At 39.5% G+C, this 20,140-nt stretch carries 20 protein-coding genes and 1 other annotated feature; of the genes, 13 read left to right on the top strand and 7 right to left on the bottom strand.

Annotated elements, in window-relative coordinates; all coding sequences use genetic code 11:
* Positions 1–57: 57 nt before the first annotated feature.
* The 10 genes from ACFS5O_RS17535 (at position 58) to ACFS5O_RS17490 (ending at position 10,998) form a co-directional block, all read left to right on the top strand.
* Entirely contained in the window at positions 58–1,074 is a 1,017-nt protein-coding gene (locus tag ACFS5O_RS17535; RefSeq protein WP_205725804.1) for a LacI family DNA-binding transcriptional regulator, read from the top strand.
* An 89-nt stretch (positions 1,075–1,163) separates the two neighbouring features.
* Positions 1,164–1,886: a ThuA domain-containing protein gene (locus ACFS5O_RS17530; protein WP_205725805.1), complete on the top strand. Its 723-nt coding sequence runs from the start codon at positions 1,164–1,166 to the stop codon at positions 1,884–1,886.
* 124 nt (positions 1,887–2,010) lie between these two features.
* Complete coding sequence (locus ACFS5O_RS17525) at positions 2,011–3,045, top strand: Gfo/Idh/MocA family protein (protein ID WP_205725806.1); 1,035 nt, start codon at positions 2,011–2,013, stop codon at positions 3,043–3,045.
* Positions 3,042–4,097 (top strand): Gfo/Idh/MocA family protein, encoded by a 1,056-nt coding sequence (locus ACFS5O_RS17520; RefSeq protein ID WP_205725807.1) that lies wholly within the window; start codon positions 3,042–3,044, stop codon positions 4,095–4,097. Before ACFS5O_RS17525 ends, ACFS5O_RS17520 begins: the two co-directional genes overlap by 4 nt.
* Before the next feature lies 1 nt (position 4,098).
* On the top strand, positions 4,099–5,067 hold the full coding sequence (locus ACFS5O_RS17515; RefSeq protein WP_066392693.1) for a sugar phosphate isomerase/epimerase family protein: 969 nt from the start codon (positions 4,099–4,101) through the stop codon (positions 5,065–5,067).
* A gap of 223 nt (positions 5,068–5,290) precedes the next feature.
* Positions 5,291–5,500: a binding site (T-box leader), on the top strand.
* Positions 5,501–5,549: 49 nt separating this feature from the next.
* Positions 5,550–6,980, top strand: a complete 1,431-nt coding sequence (gene proS, locus ACFS5O_RS17510; protein WP_205725808.1) for a proline--tRNA ligase — start codon at positions 5,550–5,552, stop codon at positions 6,978–6,980.
* Positions 6,981–7,107: 127 nt separating this feature from the next.
* Entirely contained in the window at positions 7,108–7,428 is a 321-nt protein-coding gene (locus ACFS5O_RS17505) for a PadR family transcriptional regulator (RefSeq protein WP_066392702.1), read from the top strand.
* 13 nt (positions 7,429–7,441) lie between these two features.
* Complete coding sequence (locus ACFS5O_RS17500; RefSeq protein WP_205725809.1) at positions 7,442–8,479, top strand: HAAS signaling domain-containing protein; 1,038 nt, start codon at positions 7,442–7,444, stop codon at positions 8,477–8,479.
* A 283-nt stretch (positions 8,480–8,762) separates the two neighbouring features.
* A complete protein-coding gene (locus ACFS5O_RS17495) occupies positions 8,763–10,016 on the top strand; it encodes a dicarboxylate/amino acid:cation symporter (protein WP_205725810.1) in 1,254 nt (417 codons plus the stop codon).
* 145 nt (positions 10,017–10,161) lie between these two features.
* Positions 10,162–10,998 carry a pentapeptide repeat-containing protein gene (locus ACFS5O_RS17490; protein WP_205725811.1) on the top strand — a complete coding sequence of 279 codons (837 nt, stop codon included), beginning with the start codon at positions 10,162–10,164 and terminating at the stop codon, positions 10,996–10,998.
* A 25-nt stretch (positions 10,999–11,023) separates the two neighbouring features.
* Here ACFS5O_RS17490 and ACFS5O_RS17485 read toward each other — a convergent pair whose 3' ends face one another.
* From ACFS5O_RS17485 to ACFS5O_RS17475, 3 genes are all read right to left on the bottom strand, one after another.
* Complete coding sequence (locus ACFS5O_RS17485) at positions 11,024–12,022, bottom strand: inorganic phosphate transporter (protein ID WP_205725812.1); 999 nt, start codon at positions 12,020–12,022, stop codon at positions 11,024–11,026.
* Between the two features lie 12 nt (positions 12,023–12,034).
* The gene (locus tag ACFS5O_RS17480; RefSeq protein WP_205725813.1) at positions 12,035–12,652 is read right to left on the bottom strand and encodes a DUF47 domain-containing protein; all 618 of its coding nucleotides are present in this window, start codon (positions 12,650–12,652) and stop codon (positions 12,035–12,037) included.
* A gap of 257 nt (positions 12,653–12,909) precedes the next feature.
* Complete coding sequence (locus ACFS5O_RS17475; protein ID WP_205725814.1) at positions 12,910–13,503, bottom strand: TetR/AcrR family transcriptional regulator; 594 nt, start codon at positions 13,501–13,503, stop codon at positions 12,910–12,912.
* Between the two features lie 145 nt (positions 13,504–13,648).
* Here ACFS5O_RS17475 and ACFS5O_RS17470 point away from each other — a divergent pair, with 145 nt between their 5' ends.
* The 3 genes from ACFS5O_RS17470 (at position 13,649) to ACFS5O_RS17460 (ending at position 17,409) form a co-directional block, all read left to right on the top strand.
* Complete coding sequence (locus ACFS5O_RS17470) at positions 13,649–14,536, top strand: ABC transporter ATP-binding protein (RefSeq protein WP_205725815.1); 888 nt, start codon at positions 13,649–13,651, stop codon at positions 14,534–14,536.
* Positions 14,533–15,339, top strand: a complete 807-nt coding sequence (locus ACFS5O_RS17465; protein ID WP_205725816.1) for an ABC transporter permease — start codon at positions 14,533–14,535, stop codon at positions 15,337–15,339. The genes ACFS5O_RS17470 and ACFS5O_RS17465 overlap by 4 nt, the downstream gene beginning before the upstream one ends.
* A gap of 201 nt (positions 15,340–15,540) precedes the next feature.
* Positions 15,541–17,409 (top strand): heavy metal translocating P-type ATPase, encoded by a 1,869-nt coding sequence (locus ACFS5O_RS17460; protein WP_318300186.1) that lies wholly within the window; start codon positions 15,541–15,543, stop codon positions 17,407–17,409.
* A gap of 76 nt (positions 17,410–17,485) precedes the next feature.
* On the opposite strand, the gene ACFS5O_RS17455 is transcribed toward ACFS5O_RS17460, so the two are convergent.
* The 4 genes from ACFS5O_RS17455 to ACFS5O_RS17440 form a co-directional block, all read right to left on the bottom strand.
* Entirely contained in the window at positions 17,486–18,046 is a 561-nt protein-coding gene (locus ACFS5O_RS17455) for a YtxH domain-containing protein (protein ID WP_205725817.1), read from the bottom strand.
* A 215-nt stretch (positions 18,047–18,261) separates the two neighbouring features.
* Complete coding sequence (locus tag ACFS5O_RS17450; protein ID WP_066392730.1) at positions 18,262–18,450, bottom strand: cold-shock protein; 189 nt, start codon at positions 18,448–18,450, stop codon at positions 18,262–18,264.
* Between the two features lie 67 nt (positions 18,451–18,517).
* On the bottom strand, positions 18,518–19,471 hold the full coding sequence (locus ACFS5O_RS17445; RefSeq protein ID WP_205725818.1) for a helix-turn-helix transcriptional regulator: 954 nt from the start codon (positions 19,469–19,471) through the stop codon (positions 18,518–18,520).
* A gap of 211 nt (positions 19,472–19,682) precedes the next feature.
* On the bottom strand, positions 19,683–20,126 hold the full coding sequence (locus ACFS5O_RS17440) for a MarR family winged helix-turn-helix transcriptional regulator (protein ID WP_205725819.1): 444 nt from the start codon (positions 20,124–20,126) through the stop codon (positions 19,683–19,685).
* Positions 20,127–20,140: the final 14 nt, after the last annotated feature.

Raw genomic sequence — 20,140 nt, 5'->3', positions numbered from 1 at the left:
TGATAGATTGTAAGTGTAAATGTAAACGTTTACGTAACAAGAAAGCAGGGAGATGTTTTGAATCCGACAATAAAAGATGTGGCCAAACATGCAAACGTTTCAATCGCTACTGTTTCTCGGATTGTGAACGGGTTGCCTGGTTATTCGGAGGAAACGAAGAAAAAAGTGCAGCAATCCATCGAAGCACTCGGCTATCAGCCTAACGCGATCGCACGTGGACTCATCAACAAGCGCACACAGACGATTGGGGTTCTGTTTCCCGACGTTTCCGGAATGCTTTCATCAGAAGTACTTGAAGGAGTAGAGAATGCAGCACATGACGGAGGATTCAGCGTTATCGTCTGCAACACCACTTCTAGTGGGAAGAGAACTGTGAAGTATTTGAGGCTTCTGCAAGAAAAACGAGTAGATGGCATCATCTTTGCTTCAGAAGATGTAAAAGAAGAGTATTATAAAATCTTTCAAGAGATGAAGGTCCCTGTTGTTCTCGTGTCTACCGCGTCAGCCAAGTACGATCTTCCATTTGTTCGAGTGAATGATTTTGATGGAGCGTTTCAAGCTACAGAGTACTTAATCCATAAAGGGCATAAAGTGATTGGCATGATTGGTGGCAGCGAGGAGGATCCTATAGCAGGAGTACCGAGGATGCAAGGGTTTCAAAAAGCTCTAGAAAGCAATGGTCTTACGTATACTAAGTATCACATTACAAAAAATGAAGGCTATCGTTTTCAAAACGGAAAAGAATCATTGCCACAACTGCTGAAAGAACTACCTAACATGACCGCGCTATTCGCAGCAAGTGATGAGATGGCTATTGGCGCTATGTCAGCAGCACATCAGTTAGGAATAAGGGTGCCGGAGGAATTATCGATCATCGGATATGATAATCTGAAGATTGCTGAGATGTGTTACCCACCATTAACGACCGTTTCTCAGCCGTTAAAGGACATGGGACAGACATCATGTGAAATGTTAGTCAGTATGATTAAAGGTGAAAAACAAGAAGCAAAAAGCCGTTATATGCCTTTTACAATCGTGGAGAGGCAATCAGTCAGTGATTTACATGACAAGTAAAAACGGGTTAAAACAAAGCTTCATTTTTATTTGAGAATTACGTAAACGTTTACGTAGAACGCTTACACCTATATAGGAGGATATTATCAATGATTAAAGTAATAGTATGGAATGAGAACCGCCATGAGCAAAAGAATCCGGTAGTTAAAGACATCTATCCAAAAGGCATTCATGGTGCCATTCAGGAATTCCTTGAAAAAGCAGGACATGATGTGAATACAGCAACACTTGATGAAGTTCAACATGGTCTTACTGAAGAAGTTTTAAACAACACGGATGTATTAGTGTGGTGGGGGCACTTAGCTCATGATGAAGTAGAAGATGAGATCGTAAATAAAGTATATCAACGCGTTCTTGATGGAATGGGTCTGCTCGTTCTTCACTCTGGTCATTTCTCTAAAATCTTTAAAAAATTGATGGGCACTTCATGTGACTTAAAGTGGCGTGAAGCTGATGAAAAAGAACGGATCTGGATCGTTAACCCAAGTCATCCAATAGCAAACGGACTTGGTGAATACATCGAGCTTGATAAAGAAGAGATGTATGGAGAGCATTTTGATATTCCTGCTCCAGATGACCTTGTATTCGTTAGCTGGTTTGAAGGAGGAGAAGTGTTCCGATCAGGTGCTGCTTACAATCGTGGCAAAGGAAAAGTTTTCTACTTCCGTCCGGGGCATGAGACGTATCCAACGTATTATAACGAAGATGTGCAAAAAGTGATCACGAATGCTGTATCATTCTTAGCTCCTTCAGGCAGTGAAGCTCCAAAATACGGAAATGCAAAACCACTTGAAGCAATCGGAGCAAAATAAAAATAAAAGCCTTTTTTTAAAAAACTATGAAGTTATTGAGTGGTTGATTTCCGCTGGGCAGGCGGTGAGCAACATTTGTACGTTTCACGTTAATAAGAGTTAAAAATAAAAGGAGGAACTAAATATGACAATCAAAGTTGGTATCATCGGTTGCGGCAGTATCGCACAACATCGTCATCTTCCAGAATATGCCGCGAATCAGGACGTGGAGATCGTTGCTGTTTGTGACATCGTAAAAGAACGTGCTGAATCAACACAAGCGGTTTATGGAGGAAAGATCTTTACGGATTATAATGAGCTTCTTGCGCTTAAAGAAGTAGATGCAGTGAGTGTTTGTACGCCTAACTATCTACATGCACCGATCTCCATCGCAGCACTAAACGCGGGAAAGCATGTACTATGTGAAAAACCGATGGCAACGTCGCTTCAAGAAGCAGAAGAAATGATCGCTGCAGCAGAAAAGAGTGGTAAGACGTTAATGATCGGACATAATCAGCGTTTTGTTCCTGCTCACCAAAAAGCGCGTGAGCTTATCGCATCTGGTGATATCGGAAAAGTTTACAGCTTCCGAACGGCTTTTGGGCACCCTGGACCAGAAGGATGGAGTGTGGATGGTGCAAGCAGTTGGTTCTTTAAAAAGGATGAAGCGTTTATCGGAGCTATGGGAGACCTCGGCGTTCATAAAACTGACTTGATTCGATATATCCTTGGAGAAGAGATCGCTGAAGTAGGTGCTTTTGTTGAGACGAGTGCGAAAGAGTTTGCTTCAGTTGATGATACGGCCGTTTGTGTGTTGAAAACGGAGAGCGGAACCATCGGAACATTGGCTGCTAGTTGGTCATACACGGCAAAAGAAGATAACTCTACGATCATCTATGGTGAAAAAGGTATCCTTCGCTTAGAAGATGATCCAAAGTATTCTTTAGTTGCACAATATACGAATGGAAATGTTGTGCGCTATGAGATGGGCGCGATCCAAACGAATGATAACCAGTCTAACTCAAATGTGGTAGATCATTTTATTGAATCGCTTGAAGCGGGTAAAGCTCCATTGATCACGGGCGAAGAAGGTAAGCGCTCATTGGCTGTTATCTTAGCTGCGTTAGAATCAAACGAGAAGAAGACGATTGAAAAAGTTAAAACAGGAGTTCACGCATGAAACTAAGAATTGGGATCATCGGGGCAGGCGGTATTGCACAAGGCCGTCATATCCCCGCTTTTCAAAGTTTAGGTGAAAAATCAGAAGTTACTGCCATCAGTGATGTAAACGTGGATGTTGCAAAAAGTGTTGCTGAAAAATTTCACGTACCGAACTATTTTACGAGTTATGTAGAGATGTGGCCACATGTAGATGCGGTTGTGATCTGTACGCCTAACAAGTTTCATAGAGAGATCACAGTTGCAGCATTGGATGCTGGTAAACATGTTCTATGTGAGAAACCGATGGCAATGACCGTTGAAGAATGTGCTGAAATGGTTGAAGCTGAAAAACGATCAGGAAAAGTTCTATCTATCGCTTATCACTATCGTTACATGAAAGAGTCGCAAGCTGCAAAACGAATCATGCAGTCAGGAGAAGTGGGTAATCCTCTTGTTGTTCGTGTTCAAGCGCTCAGAAGAAGAAAAGTTCCAGGCTGGGGCGTATTCACAAATAAAGAACTTCAAGGTGGAGGCAGCTTGATCGACTATGGCTGTCATCTGCTGGATCTAACACTTTGGCTTCTAGATAACCCGGTTGTAAGTGAAGTGTCTGGTCAAACGTATAACACGGTCAGTCGTGAAGCTGAACAAGTGAACCAATGGGGTTCGTTTGATGCAGAAACATTTGAAGTCGATGACCATGTGACAGCGTATATCCGCCTCGCGAACGGTGGTACGATTCTGTTTGAAACATCGTGGGCTGCAAATATTCCAGATGATGCCGAACTGCTTCGTATTTCGGGTGATAAAGGCGGACTAGATGTATTCCCGTTTGCAGTGAACAAAGCAGTAAACGGCATGATGACGACAACTAAAGCAGATTGGATCCTTGGAGAAGATGATCCTGGCCTTCCTCAAGCTGAGAACTTTGTGGACAGCTGTTTAGGTAAAGCTGAACCTCTTGTAAGAGCTGAGGAAGCTATGAATACTTCACGGGTGATTGAAGCGATCTATGCGAGCAGTCTTATGGGAAAAGGCATTCAATTTGGAAATGAAAAAGGAGTGAAATAGCATGAAATTAGGTGTGTTTACGGTTTTGTTCTCGCAAAAATCATTTACAGACATGCTTGACTATGTGAAAGAAGCAGGCGTACAAGCAGTAGAAATCGGAACAGGTAACTATCCAGGAAACGCTCACTGTCCGCTTGATGAACTACTTCAGAGTGAAGAGAAGCGTTCCAAGTACCTTCATGAAGTAGAAAAGCGCGGTTTAACGATCTCAGCCTTCAGTTGTCACGGGAACCCGTTATCTCCGGACGAAGCTTTTGCAAAAGAATCACATGATACTTTTGTCAAGACTGTTGAACTGGCTAACTTGATGAACGTACCTGTCGTAAACTGCTTCTCAGGTGTACCGGGTGACTCAGAGAATGCAAAATATCCGAACTGGCCTGTTTCACCATGGCCAAACGAATACAGCGATGTGTTGAAGTGGCAGTGGGAAGAAAAATTGATTCCATATTGGCGCACGTGGGGTCAATTTGCAAAAGAACATGGCGTGAAGATCGGCTTAGAGCTTCATGGTGGATTCTTAGTGCACACTCCATATACGTTACTGAAGCTGCGTGAAGAAACATGTGACGCGATCGGTGCAAACCTTGATCCATCACATCTATGGTGGCAAGGAATCGATCCTGTTGCAGCAATCAAGATACTTGGAAAAGCGGGAGCCATCCACCACTTCCATGCAAAAGACACATACTTAGATCAAGACAACATCAACATGTATGGATTGACAGACATGCAGCCATATGGTGCGGTTCAAAACCGCGCATGGAGCTTCCGCTCTGTAGGGTGTGGGCACTCTGTTCAAGATTGGTCCGACATGATGAGTGCACTTCGTACGTATGGTTATGACTACGTAGTAAGCATAGAGCATGAAGATCCGATCATGTCGATCGATGAAGGGTTCAATCGCGCGGTGAAGAACCTTCAGTCGATCCTCATCGCCGAGCAGCCAGCGGAGATGTGGTGGGTTTAGGGGTCTGACCCCAAACAAATACAAATCTACTAAATTTGTATTTGTGGAGCGAACACTTCTTTAGCGTCAATCAACTCGTGGCCTTATAGCTCGTAAAAAAACCTGATTTCCATTTAGAGGAAATCAGGTTTTTTTTGATCACAAATATCATTCACTTCATCCATTTGAAAAAAGATTTGACAGTTCATCCCAATATCACATATAATTTCAAAAACATATGAAGTAGAAAACGAATAAGAGGATTAGTAGATTGATTCTGTCTTTTTAGAGAGGGAGCTGTATGGCTGAAAGGCTTCTACTGACAAACGATTGAACCTGCCTCTGAGTTCTGTGTCTTATTTTGAGATATTCAGCGGTTAAATACCGTTATCATGAAAGAGTGTAAAGCGATGCTTTGAATTAGGGTGGTACCGCCAAGAAATTGGTCCCTAATGAGAAGTGTGGCTTTTTTTATTTTCTAATAAAAGCGTGGAGTGCAACCAATGGCAAAGGAATTTGTTAAGAATGTAACGAGTATGCAAGATGATTTTGCTCAATGGTATACAGATGTTGTAACAAAAGCGGAACTAATCGATTATTCAAGTGTTCGCGGCTCTATGATCCTTAGACCTTATGGGTACGCAATATGGGAAAACATTCAAAAGCAACTTGATAAGAAAATCAAAGCGACAGGTCATGAGAATGTGTATATGCCACTTTTTATTCCAGAAAGTTTGCTTCAAAAAGAGAAAGACCACATTGAAGGATTTGCACCTGAGGTAGCATGGGTCACACACGGTGGAGAAGAAAAGCTGACAGAACGCCTTTGTGTACGCCCAACATCAGAAGTTCTATTTGCCGAGCATTTTAAAAACATCATCCATTCTCATCGTGATCTTCCAAAACTTTATAACCAATGGTCGAACGTTGTGAGATGGGAAAAGACAACAAGGCCATTCCTTCGTACACTCGAGTTTCTTTGGCAAGAAGGACATACTTGCCATGAAACAGATGAAGAAGCTCATGACGAAACGGTAAGGATGCTTAACGTCTACGCTAATCTCTGTGAGGAATTCCTTGCAATACCAGTCGTGAAGGGGCAGAAAACAGAAAAAGAAAAATTTGCTGGAGCAAAATATACCTTTACGATAGAAAGTCTTATGCATGATGGAAAAGCGTTGCAGTCTGGAACTTCTCATCATTTAGGAGATGGATTCGCCAAAGCTTTCGGTATTGAATTTACGAACAGAGAAGGTAAACTACAAACTGTTCAGCAAACATCCTGGGGCTTTACGACTCGTATTATCGGGGCGATGATCATGGTACATGGTGATGACCGTGGGCTCGTTGTACCGCCAAAGATTGCACCAACTCAACTCATGATCGTTCCGATTGCTCAGCATAAAGAAGGGGTTCTCGACTTTGCATACGATTTAAAAGAGAAGCTATCACAGACCATTCGAACAGGAATTGATGCCAGTGATAAGAAGCCAGGATGGAAATTTAATGAGTATGAGATGAAAGGAATCCCGCTTCGTTTAGAGGTAGGGCCGCGTGACATCGAACAGGGTCAAGTGATAGTAGTACGACGTGATACAGGAGAAAAAGAAACAGTATCTCTTCAAGGTTTAGAAATACACATTCAACATATATTAAGTGATATTCAAAGTAACTTGTTCAAAAAAGCTAAGACTCATCGAGAAAATCAAACAACCACAGTCACCTCATTCGATGAATTCAAAGCTAAGCTTTCCGAAAAAGGTGGATTCATGAAAGCGATGTGGTGTGGGGATGAAGCCTGTGAAAGCTTTATAAAAGACGAAACAGGGGCAACTTCACGATGTATACCGTTTGAACAAGAGAGACTTGCAGAAAAGTGCATTTGCTGTGAACAAGAAGCCCAACACCTCGTCTACTGGGCGAAAGCATATTAAGGAAAAAGAAAAAGGGTCAGACCCGGGGTCTGACCCCTTTTCTTTTTTAAAAATATAATATTTCACACTATATTAGGAACTTTACATTACTGTACGTCATACACTATACGATAATCGAGGTGATTGCATGAGCGAATTAATTTTCTCTCTAAAGACAGAACTGCGAAGAGGAACGTTAACTTTAGCAGTCTTAAGCCAGCTCCAAACACCGCAATACGGGTATTCACTCGCGCAACGGTTAGAAGAGAACAACGTATCGATTGATCAAAGCACCCTGTATCCACTTCTTCGAAGGCTTGAAAAGCAAGAACTGCTTACGAGTGAATGGGATACAACAGAGAACCGACCTAGAAAATATTATCTTCTGAGCGAGTTTGGTCAAGAAGTGTTCAAGCAACTGAAAGAAGAATGGCATAACACGTCCATGCAATTAAATTCGATGTTATAAGGAGGAATTCCAAATGAATTTGATTGAAACATATATCAGTGAAGTGACACAAAGACTTCCCGAAAAAATACGGAATGACATCGCGATGGAGCTAAGGTCAACGATTGAAGATATGCTTCCAGACCAACATACAGACAAAGAGGTTGAAGACGTTCTAATGAAGCTCGGAGATCCTGTTAAACTTGCTAGCGAATACAACAACAAACCCCGCTATATAATAGGTCCAATGTTTTATGAAAGTTATATTAATGTGTTGATCGTGGCAGCTATCATTTCTGTAGTGGCCAGTAGCCTCATCCTCTTTGTGAACGGTATGATCACGTTTGAAGGTGATAAATCTCTATTTACTCTAATGGCTTTTATCGGTCAACTTTGTTTAAAGATGTTCTTATCTAGCTTGACTGTTTTGTTTCAAGTATTCTTCTGGGTAACGATTGTTTTTATCATGCTAGAACGATCAGGAGTTTCAAAGGGTGATATTTATACTCGAAAAAAGAAAACATGGTCTCCATCCGATCTATATCAACTTAAAAAACTAGTACCGAAAAGACAGATTCCAAAAGCAGAAGTTTTCTTTAGTTTATTCTGGACAGCAATTTGGGCCATAATCCTATTTAACTCGTCTGAAATGATTGGCTGGTATGAACAAAGTGGAAAAGGATTAGAAGGACTTACACTCAAAGCACCACTATTTAATGAAGAAGTTTTGTTCTCGTATGCTCCTTTTATCGTTCTTCTGATTCTCATTGAGGTGGGTTTGGCCATCTATAAATTCTTCATTGGAAGATGGACGTACCTACTTGCTTCATTGAACTTGATCTATCATTTTATCTCGGTAGGATTATTTTGTTTTATGCTAACGGACGAAACACTTTATAATAAGTTATTTCTTGAAAAGTTATATATCACAGTCCCGAACGTTCCCGCCTTTTGGTTTGTATCTACAATAGCCACAATCGTAGCTGTTTTTTCAATCATCGAAATCATTTCTGGTTTCAATAAAGCAAATAAGTCAAACACAGTAATGAATCAATGGATGAAGAATGGATAAGCAAAAGACTTCTATCATGAAGTCTTTTGTATTTTTTGGAATGGAGCAATATGTTACTTTTTAAAAAGTAGAAATGGAGAATACCTTGATTACACTCGTAAAAGCAGGTTCTTCAAAAGATAGGTTTTGTTATCCAAAAAGAACGAATCCATATAAAAATAGAACTTTCAATAGAAACAATGGTTAGAAAATAGTACTATTTTTGTTTCCCCTCTATGAAAAATATTTTTTCCGTATAAAATAGATAGAGTGTTTATGATTCTATTTAAGGGGAGAATGTTTTATGAAAAATACTTGGAAAGCATATCGCTCACCGATTATCTTGTTACTGGCGATCATTGCTGGTAGTATTATCGGTTCGACGATGGGTAAGGACGCTGCTGTTCTTAAACCGTTCGGCGATCTGTTTCTAAACGTAATGTTCATGATCGTTGTTCCACTCGTGTTCTTTTCGATTTCCTCGAGTGTAGCAAGCATGGCTGGCACAAAGCGTTTCGGTAAAATCATCAGCTCTATGTTAATCGTGTTTTTATTCACCGGAACAGTTGCAGCTATTATCAGTATGGCAGGAATTAAGATCTTTCCGCCTTCCGAAGGTGTGAAGATCGATTTAGTCAAACCTGATACAACAGGTGAAGAAGTATCGATTGGTGATCAGCTAGTAAGTACAGTTACGGTTCCTGATTTTGTCGATCTATTGAGTCGTGCCAATATGTTAGCACTTATTCTCTTTTCTGTGTTGTTAGGCCTTGCAACATCTAAAGTGGGAGAGAAAGCCAAGCCGCTCGCAAACTTCCTTTCAGCGGGAAGTGAAGTTACCCTTCAGATGGTAAAATACGTGATGTATTATGCTCCGATCGGTTTAGGAGCGTATTTTGCAGCACTTGTTGGTGAATTCGGTCCAACGTTGCTCGGTTCCTATTTTAAAGCGGTTTTATTCTACTATCCGTTTTCCATTCTTTATTTCTTTGGCTTCTTTACGCTTTACGCATTCATGGCTCATGGAAAACTGGGTATACGTGTGTTTTGGAAAAATATGCTCTCACCATCTGTAACAAGTCTTGCAACGTGTAGTTCTGCAGCAAGTATCCCAGTAAACTTAGAAGCTACTAAGAAAATGGGAGTGCCTGATGATATTAGTGAAACAACGATTCCTCTTGGTGCAACCCTGCATAAAGACGGGTCTGTTATTGGTGGGGTATTAAAGATCACGTTCCTTTTTGGAATATTTGGTATGGATTTCTCAGGCATCAACACGTATCTTTTAGTTGGTGGAGTAGCGCTTTTAGTGGGTATGGTGATGGGTGCGATCCCTCAAGGTGGACTGATAGCAGAAATGCTTATTCTATCATTGTTCGGTTTTCCTCCAGAGGCACTGCCGATCATCGCAGCGATCTCTGCCATTATTGATCCACCAGCTACACTGCTGAACGCGACTGGTGATAATGTTGCAAGTATGTTGACGGCGCGTTTAGTTGAAGGTAAGAACTGGCTCTTGAAAAAGACAGGTTCGTTAACAGAACAAAAAGGCGCATAAGCGTGACCATCTCTAACTCATCTTATCTTGAGTTAGAGATTTTTTTATAAAAATATAAAAGTTCCTCATCCTCAAATCATTTTGTACATGGTACTCTTAACGTAACAAGAATGAACAATGTGTGGTTGATAAAGGAAGTGTACAGATGAATTCTTCATTACAAGCTGACTGTTCTCGTTGTTTTGGCCTTTGCTGTGTGGCGCTACCATACGCAAAATCAGCAGATTTTGCTTTTGATAAAGACAGTGGAACGCCTTGTAGAAACTTACAAGACGATTTCCGTTGCGGGATTCACCAACATCTAAGAGATCAAGGGTTTAAAGGTTGTACGGTGTATGAATGTTTCGGTGCAGGACAAAAAGTCTCACAAAACACTTTTTCAGGAATGGATTGGGAGACAAATCCAGAGCTAGCGAAAGATATGTTTGATGTTTTTCCAATCATGCAACAACTTCACGAGATGTTGTATTACCTAACAGAAGCGTTGACCCTCAACGAAACAAAACCTATACATCATGAGATAGAAGTGGCGATAGGTGAAATAGAACATCTCACACAACGCAGAGCGTCGGAAATCATACTGTTTAACGTATCCAACATCCGTATGAAAATCAACGAGTTGCTGATTCGTACGAGTGAACGAGTAAGAGCAGAATTTATTCACAAAAAATATCAAATAAAAGGGAAGGTTAGTAATTTTATCGGTGCTAAGCTTCGAAAAGCAGATCTTCGTGGCGCAAATTTACGTGGCGCTCTGCTCATAGCGGCAGATTTAAAATATGCGGACTTAAGAAAATCAGATTTAATAGGAGCGGATTTACGTGATGCTGATTTAAGTGGTGCAGACTTAAGAGGGAGTATCTTTTTGACACAAGCTCAAGTAAATTCGGCTAAAGGAAATGCTGAAACAAAACTCCCTGATAGATTAACTCATCCGAATCACTGGCAAAAAGTAAAACAAAACAAAAAAGCCTTCCGTTAACGAATAACGGAAGGCTTAACTTTATCTAAAAGATTAAGTTTAATACGAGGTAAGATAGGGCCGCTAAAGTTGCAGAGATCGGAAGGGTGATGAACCAAGTGATGACCATCGTCTTAGCTGTTCCCCATTTGACCCCTTTTAATCGGTGAGACGCACCAACTCCTAAGATAGAAGAAGTGATAACGTGCGTTGTACTGACAGGAATACCTAAGAATGAAGCACCAAAGATAACAGATGCTCCTGTTAAATCAGCAGATACCCCGTTAACAGGGCGAATCTTCATGATCTTTCCGCCAACCGTCTTGATAATTTTCCAACCACCTACAGATGTACCAAGACCCATAGCAAGTGCACAGGAAATCTGTACCCATAGCTGAATGTCAGTGCTATCTGTGTAGCCGTTCGCGATTAATGCCATCGTGATGATCCCCATCGCTTTTTGCGCATCGTTCGTGCCGTGTGAATAAGCTTGAAGAGCGGCTGTAGCTACCTGCACTTTACGAAAACCGTTATTTGTTTTCGTTAGATTCGTATTCTTAAATATCATCTTGATAACATTATAAAATATAAAACCTACGATAAATGCTAGAATCGGAGAAAGAAGCAAACCGTAAATAATTTTTAGAAATCCAGAATAATGAAGGGCTTCAAATCCAGCAGCTGCAATGGCAGCACCCGCAATAGAACCAATAATCGCATGTGAAGATGAACTTGGAATACCATAGTACCAAGTGATCAAGTTCCAAGCGATAGCTGCAACAAGAGCAGCAAGAATAACGACTGACCCGTTAGGAAGTGTAAATGGGTCAACGATATCTTTTGTGATCGTTTTTGCAACACCAGTGAACGTCATGGCTCCGACAAAGTTCATGACTGCAGCTAAAATAATAGCTCTTCTTGGCGTTAAAGCTTTTGTTGAAACAGATGTTGCAATCGCGTTCGCTGTATCATGAAATCCATTAATAAAATCAAAGGCAAGCGCACCGATAACAACAAGAATGGTAATGAGTAATACTGTATCCATACCAGCCACCCGTTACGCGTTTTTCATAATGATAGATTCTAATGTGTTCGCAACGTTCTGGCAGCTGTCGGCAATGCCTTCAAGCACTTCGTACATCTCTTTATACTTGATAACTTTGATCGGATCTGCTTGGGTTGCGAACAATTCGCGTTGTGCTTCGCGGTAAAGATCGTCACATTTTGATTCATAATCTTTAATCTTGATTGCATGTTCACGCATATCAAGAAGTTTTTTCTCTGATAACAAGTTAACAGTAAGAAGAATTTCTTCCGCACTTAACTTGATGTATTCTACAAATTTAACCATGTATTGATCTGGGTTTGTGATTGCGTAAATGTCAAACAAAGCAGAAGATTGCTCGATACCATCTAAAATATCATCCATGCTCATAGCAAGTGATAAGATGTCTTCTCTTTCAATAGGTGTAATAAACACTTTGTTCAGTTCCATGATAACGGTATGAACATAAGAATCACCTTTAGATTCAAGTTCTTTTAAATGGTCTGCAAATTCGCGAAGATCATTTTCGTTATTAATTTTGAAATCGTGGAAATAACCAGCAGAGTCCTTCAAGTTGCTAGCAATATCCGTTAGCATGACCATGAACTTATCCTTTTTCTTTGTAAACATAGTACCCTCCAAAAGAAATGTCTTTTATCCTTTTTCTTTTACGTTTTTTGTGGTAGTTATTTTTTTTTCTTTTTTAACCACCCAACACATTATACAAAAAAATAAGAGTTTTTGTCGAAAAAGAATGAATTGTAATCAATAATTTACAAAAGCTTTACAAAGTTAAGCTTTCTTTTAACGTTCAACTAACATGGGATTAACAAATGTTTAGAAATGAAATATAAACTCTACATTTCTTTCATCATTCCCTAAACGAACTATTTGGAATCTTTGGGCAGTGAAAGCCCATAGAAAAACATTTGAAAAATATCTGTTGCGAGTTTTTGTCCATTCTCGCCTGTTATCATGGAAATGAGCGTATTGTTATTAAATAGCTGAATATATACCATGATCGACTCCATGGAAAGATCAGGATTGACCTCCCCGTTGTTTTGAGCATTCTTGATTAGGTCAACGATTAATGGAATGGCATACTTAGTTTGAAAGTCAGCTAGGAATAATTTTAACTCTTCATCGTTTAACATCATCTCTTCTATAACTTCAGGATGAATGTTTAGTACATTATTTGTTTTATGAAGAATGCTTGTAGTTATTTTTTCTCTAAAAGAGAGATCTTTTTGAAAGAGCTCTTTATGAAATTCGTACTCATCTGCAACGAACTCTTTAATCACTTCACGGAACAATGCTTCTTTGCTTCCAAAATGGTTATAGATGGTTACTTGAGATACCCCCGCATGTTTTGCTAGATCCTCTATCTTGATTTCTTTTATGCCCTGTTTTTGAAACAGAGAGAAAGCAGCTTGCTTAATATCTTTTTTCTTTTGTTCCTTTCGACGTTCGTATCCGTTCAAAAGTCTTCACCTCTTTACTAGGATAAAACACTTTTTGAAAAATAACAAATCACATATTTCAAAAAGTATTGCTTAGTGTGAGGAAAAGATTTATGATTATTTTGAAATATACATTGATTAATATTTCAATAAGGCTGGTGAGAACATGATACATGTAAAGGGACTATCAAAGCATTTTTCTAAAGGAAAAGGTTTATTCGATCTGAACTTTGAGGTGAAGAAGGGGGAAGTGTTTGGATATATTGGACCAAATGGAGCAGGCAAATCGACAACGATTCGTCACTTAATGGGTTTTATGAAACCAGATCGTGGTCATTCTTCCATTAATGGTATGGACTGTTGGAACAACGCCGCGCGTATTCAAGACCAAACAGGATACTTACCGGGAGAGATTGTTTTTTTAGAGGGAATGAGTGGGCTTGGATTTTTGTCACTACTTCAAAAAATGAGAAAGCAAGAAACTACAAAGCGGAGAGACGAGTTAATTGAAAGATTTCAGTTAGATGTAAAAACACCAATAAGAAAGATGTCTAAAGGTATGAAACAAAAAGTAGGAATCATTGCAGCGTTTATGCATGACCCACAAGTTCTTATCTTAGACGAACCTACATCTGGGCTAGATCCTCTCATGCAACGGGTCTTTATCGATCTTATCTTGGAAGAAAAACAAAATAACAAAACGATACTTATGTCATCTCACAGTTTTCAAGAGATTGAGCGAACGTGTGACTCGGCTGGTATCATAAAAGATGGAAAGCTAGTGGCCTTAGAAGATATGTATTTGTTGAGAAGCGTACAACGACGAGTATTTGAAGTGAAAGTGAAATCTGAGAATGATATGGAACACATCCTTCGATCATCACTCGATATAGAAGTGAAAGGCGCGAGAACTGTTCATGTTACGGTACAAGGGAACGATCAGGAATTTGTTCAGTTGTTAAGTCGTTGTGAAGTTCAGCATATTGATACACGGCCTCAGGATTTAGAAGATATATTCATGCATTATTATGACAGAAGGGAAGTGGAGAAATGAGCTTGCCTTTATATCTTGCGATGATGAAAAGTCACGGAAAGATGTTAGGGGGATTCATTTACGGTGCTTCAGCTTATATTGTACTGATCATTTGGATCTATCCCTCTATTGCTGATATGCAAGGATTTAATGATATGATTGGTGCACTGCCAGAAAGTATGCGGAAGCTTATCGGGATGGAAAACGGCATAAACTCCTTATCAGATTATGTAGCGGGTGAATTTTACGGCATGTTGTTTCTGATCATCTTGATGGTTTATGTGATTTTGACTTCGACACGAGTGATGGCACGGCTGGTCGATCAAGGATCTATGGCCTACTTGCTTGCCACACCCCATTCAAGAGTAAAGATAGCCATTACACAAGCAGCAGTCTTGCTTACCGGACTCGCCTTAATTGTAGGTTTTACAACATTTAGTGGTATTGCTGCAAGCGAGTGGCTGATCGAAGGTTATCAATTAGATGTTGCTTCTTTTATTGCATTGAACATACTCACTTTTTTAACCTTCTCTTCAATTGCCGGATATTGCTTCCTGATCTCTTCTATAAGTAATGATGAGAAGAAAGCACTCGGAATCTCTGCAGGAATTACGCTTTTATTTTATATTTTAAATATGGCGGGCAAATTAAGTGAGAAAACAGAGTGGATGTTAAACTTTTCAATCTTTAAATGGTATGATCCGATCAAGATGATAAATAATGAAACAGATGCGTTTTGGATCGGATGTTCACTAAGTATCTCAACTTTTTTATTATTTATGATTAGCTTGATCGTGTTCAAGAAAAGAAATCTTCCTTTATAAATATTCTAAATCTTTTGATTAACATGTATAATAAAATAAATAATGAAGTAACCAAAAGGATAATTCCACATACAATATTAGTGCTAGGAACCGAATATTGGAAAGTTTTCAGGCTGCTGTCGTAAAAGACGGCAGCATTTCTGCTTTTTAAGGGTACTTGAGGATGATAGTTATTATCAAATACGCAGGAGGGGAAGTCCATTGGAACTCTCTGCACGTACACAACTGTTGATGGCAACAACGTCTGGTCTTTTCATACTAACGGCTTGGATGATGGAAAAACATTCAGATTCTCCTTATTATGTTCTTTTTTATCTATTAGCTTTTATCGTAGGTGGCTATGCAAAAGCAATCGAAGGCATTCAGGAAAGCATAAAAGATCGACAATTGAACGTTGAACTTCTAATGATGTTTGCCGCGATCGGATCTGCCGCGATCGGTTATTGGGGTGAGGGAGCTGTATTGATTCTAATCTTTGCTTATTCTGGCGCTCTAGAAATGTATACCTTACAAAAAAGCGATAAAGAGATTAAAGCGCTAATTTCCTTGCAGCCTGAAGAAGCTTGGCTTTTATTGGAGAATAAGGAACTGAGAGTGGAAGCTTCCTCATTAGAACCTGGTAATCGTATAAAGGTTAGACCAGGAGAGCGAGTACCGGCAGACGGTATCATCGTAAAAGGAAACTCATTTATCAATGAATCCGCCTTAACAGGAGAACCTCTCGCTCGAGAAGTTCATACGTCATCAGAAGTATTAGCCGGAACTTTGAACCAATCTGGATTGTTAGAGATTTCTGTTACAAAACACATGAAAGACTCAGTATTTCAAAGAATGATAGATCTTGTGAACAACGCACAGAATGATGCTCCGCCTGTTCAAAGAAAGATAGAAGAGTTTGAAACCAAATATGTTCTTTTTGTTTTACTGGCAGCGGCATTAACCTTTTTAGTTCCTAGTTCGATAGGGATTTGGAGTTATTCAGAATCTCTATACCGCGCTTGCGTTCTGTTAGTTGTCGCTTCTCCTTGCGCACTCGTAGCCTCTACCATGCCTGCATTATTGGCTTCTTTATCTAACGCGGCTAAGCATGGAATTCTATTTAAAAGCGGTGTCTTTTTAGAAAAGCTGAGTTTAGTAAATGTGATCGCTTTTGATAAAACGGGTACTTTAACAAAAGGCCAGCCTTCAGTAAAACACGTAGAATTTCTGCATTCATCGTGGAATAAAGAAGAGTTAGCCTCGATCATCTATGAGATTGAAAAAAATAGCATACATCCACTTGCAAAGGCCATAAATGAACATCTTAAAGTTATTCCGGAGGAGTACACACCTATAGAACTGACCATGTTTGAAGATGTTCCTGGAAAAGGGGTTAAAGCGAACATTCAAAGTATCATCTGGAAAATAGGGAGCCGTGAGTGGGCGAACATCACTGAAAAGCAAGAGTTTGAACTTTTGGAGAAACTAGATGATTCTGCAAATACAGGACACACGGTTGTGTATGTTACAGCTGACGATGAACTAGTGGCTTACTTTCTTTTAGGAGATACAGTAAGGGAAGAGACCGTTAACGCGATAAAAGATTTGCAAACCAAACAAATCTTAACGATTATGCTTACTGGAGACTCTAAGCGTGGGGCAGAGATGATCGGAAGGATAGCAAAGGTCGACGAAATTGGTTACTCATGCATGCCGGAAGATAAAGTGAACACCGTGAAAAAATGGAGAGAAAAAGATGCGGTTGTAGCGATGATCGGAGATGGTGTGAATGATGCACCTGCACTCGCTATAGCAGATGTGGGTGTTGCGATGGGGATGGGAAGCGACGCTGCCATAGAAACAGCGGATGTCGTACTCGTTAAAAATGATTTGAGTAAGCTGCTTTATGGAATGAACCTCTCTGAAAGACTCTCAAAAGTGATTAAACAAAATATCATTTTTTCAATTAGTGTTATATTACTCTTATTATGTGCGAACTATTTACAGTTTCTCACCTTGCCATTTGGGGTGATCGGACATGAAGGAAGCACAATATTAGTCATTTTAAATGGGTTACGTTTGTTAAAATAACTAAAGAAAAAGCCGGACACATCGTCTCGGCTTTTTCTCATTGTTACGATTAATAAGATTTGTTATTTACATCACTTTACTTTTTCTCGTACGTGGAATCTGTTCCTGTTTTTTGTTGTGTGTCTGTTGAAGATAGGGTACGTGGTGTTACAACAGCTTTTGTCTGAGTGTTGGCATTTGATTGGTACTCGTCTTGTTTCGCCTCTTGTTTTGCTTCATCAATCGCAGTTTTTGTTTCACTTTTAACTTCGCTCGCTGTATTCTTAGCTTCTTGCAGCTTTTGACGAGCAGATAGAGAAAGGTTTCCTGATTTTTCTTTAATGGAAGCAACTGTATCTTTAGCATCCATTTTTCCAAGCTTCGCTTTTAGCATGGTTTCGTCTTTCATCTGTTGCGTGCGCTCTTTCAATTTAATTGACGAATCACGAAGATCGTTTCTAAATTCATTACCGTTTTTAGGTGCATATAATAGAGCTGCGGCAGCTCCCACAAGACCTCCCACTACTAATCCTGTAGCGAAACCAGAGGCATTACTTTTCTTGCTAACATTCGTATCAGCAGTATCTCGAGTTTGAAAATCAGAATGTGTAAAAACGGGTTCTGCAGTAGTCGTTGGTGTATTTGTATAGTTAGGCATAGTATTAAATCCTCCTTTTAGTCTGTATAAAACCCTACCCGGAACCCATTGATGATAAACATGAGGTAATAAAACGGGATTAGTGTAAGGACACAAACCTTTTTGAATGGCGGGAGAGATCGAATGTTTCAAGTAGTAACGAGGAAAAAAACAGAGGTTTTTAGAGAATAGAAAAAGCCGGGCAACGAGCACCCGGCCGATTTCTATTTATTTCATTAACTTTTCAGTTCTGGAAGCATACGAACTTCTTCATTCATTGCAGATTTGCAAATGGGGCATTGCGGTTCTTTTTGCAAAGAATAGTCAGCGCGCATCCAGCATGAGCATCCATCACTCGTACATGCCCAAACCTTCGTTTCTACGTCTGGAATCGGCTCTGCAGGTTGTTTTGAAAAAAAAGCCATAGATATCCCCCTTTTCTGTTCTACTTATAGTATACGCCTAAAAGAGGAAAAATATGTATCAATTTGATTACATATTTAAAATAACTTCATAATGAGTAGAGATTTCCCTCGCCCAACGTGCATGGAACTCTTTGATTTCTATAGGAGATTGTATAGAGATGCTCGTCTTGAGCGGCCACAAATACTCAGCCGTTTTCTCAACATAGGTTGCCAGAATGGTTCCAGAAAGGCCATGTAGACCATTCTCTTTCGCTCGTAAAAATTGTCGTAGAAAAGGATGAGACTCACAATAGTTCAATCCTTCTTGTGAAATATCTGCTTCAAGTCTAAAATAGTTTCTAGGTTTGATCTGGGATGCCCAATTATGAATAGTCACCTCAGTTAGATCTTTCACTTCTATCGGTTCGTAGTTTATAACAGCATGTTTAATATCTGAAAGCTTGAAAATATGATAATCCATAAGCGAATAACAATATGCGGGGCAGTACCATTCACCATTTTCGCTAAAAAGACCGATCAGTTGAATGTTGCAATACAATTTTTGTTCTTTCATCGTATAAAGAATGGTAACCATCTTTTGTTTGATTGCAGCCTCAAGGATGATTGGTGCTAATGAATTCTTCGGAGGCAGTGGAAGCTGAACAAAAAGTCGTTTTTGAATCTGAGTCCAATTATCTTTAGCATCTTCAGGCATAAATTGATGAAGTTTATTCACAATAGATTTACTTTGCGTTTGAAATGGAAAACTCGTTTCAGTATACGTTTGTAAACTAAAAAGAATAGAGGAAGCTTCCATTTCAGTAAATCCGATAGGAGGGAGGATCCGGTCATTTTCAATTCGATATCCACCGTGTGGACCGAATTCGGAAACGATAGGAAGACCCATCTCAATAAGATTTAGAAGATCTCGTTGAATCGTTCTAGTAGATACTCCGAATTCATCGGATAATTCCTTTAAAGTAAAATGCTTTTTTGAGTTTATGGAAAGCAGTAGCCGTTCCAGTCTTTTTATCTTTGACATGTTAGACCCCTAATTGACATATTCATGTATTAAAACTTTTGTACTAGTTTATGTATGTTATATCGTACAAATATGATGAAATGTTAGGGCTTATCCAAATAAAGTAAGAATAAATTTAAAAACACGTTATTCCTCTGGATAACGTGTTGATTCGTAGTATGAAAGGTAGGAAAACTAATCTGCGGTCATTGTTATAAGCAGTTTTTTAGAATCAGTTCTTTACTATTGAAGAAAGGTGCTCAATACATTGAACCATATCCGCAAGCTGTTTATCAGTGAGCTGTGACATGTACTTGATCAGTACACCGTTTCTTTTTTCTTGAATTGCATGAAAGGCTAATAAACCGGTTTCATTTAATTGCACGTATACAATTCTTCGATCGAGGTCAGAGCGATAACGATCTACTAGTCCTCTTTTAACGAGTCGGTCGATGATAACGGTAGTAGCACTTGCACGTACTTTCATTGCGTCCGCAATTTCAGAAACCGTCCATTTTTCACGTGATGATAAAGTCTTTAATATCTGGAATTGAGTAGAAGTTATCTCTTCTTCTTCCCAAATCTCAGGCTTTATCACGTCCATGATTTCGTTGAACGCTTTCTCTATACGCTCTACTTCCATTAATACATTTCTACTATCTGTCACCACTTTCACAGTACTGCCTCCTT

Origin of the sequence: Fictibacillus nanhaiensis (assembly GCF_042686385.1) — a bacterium.
Classification (GTDB): Bacteria; Bacillota; Bacilli; order Bacillales; family Fictibacillaceae; genus Fictibacillus; species Fictibacillus nanhaiensis.
Note: the sequence above shows the minus strand (reverse complement) of the source record. Positions and strands in the feature narration are given on the sequence as shown.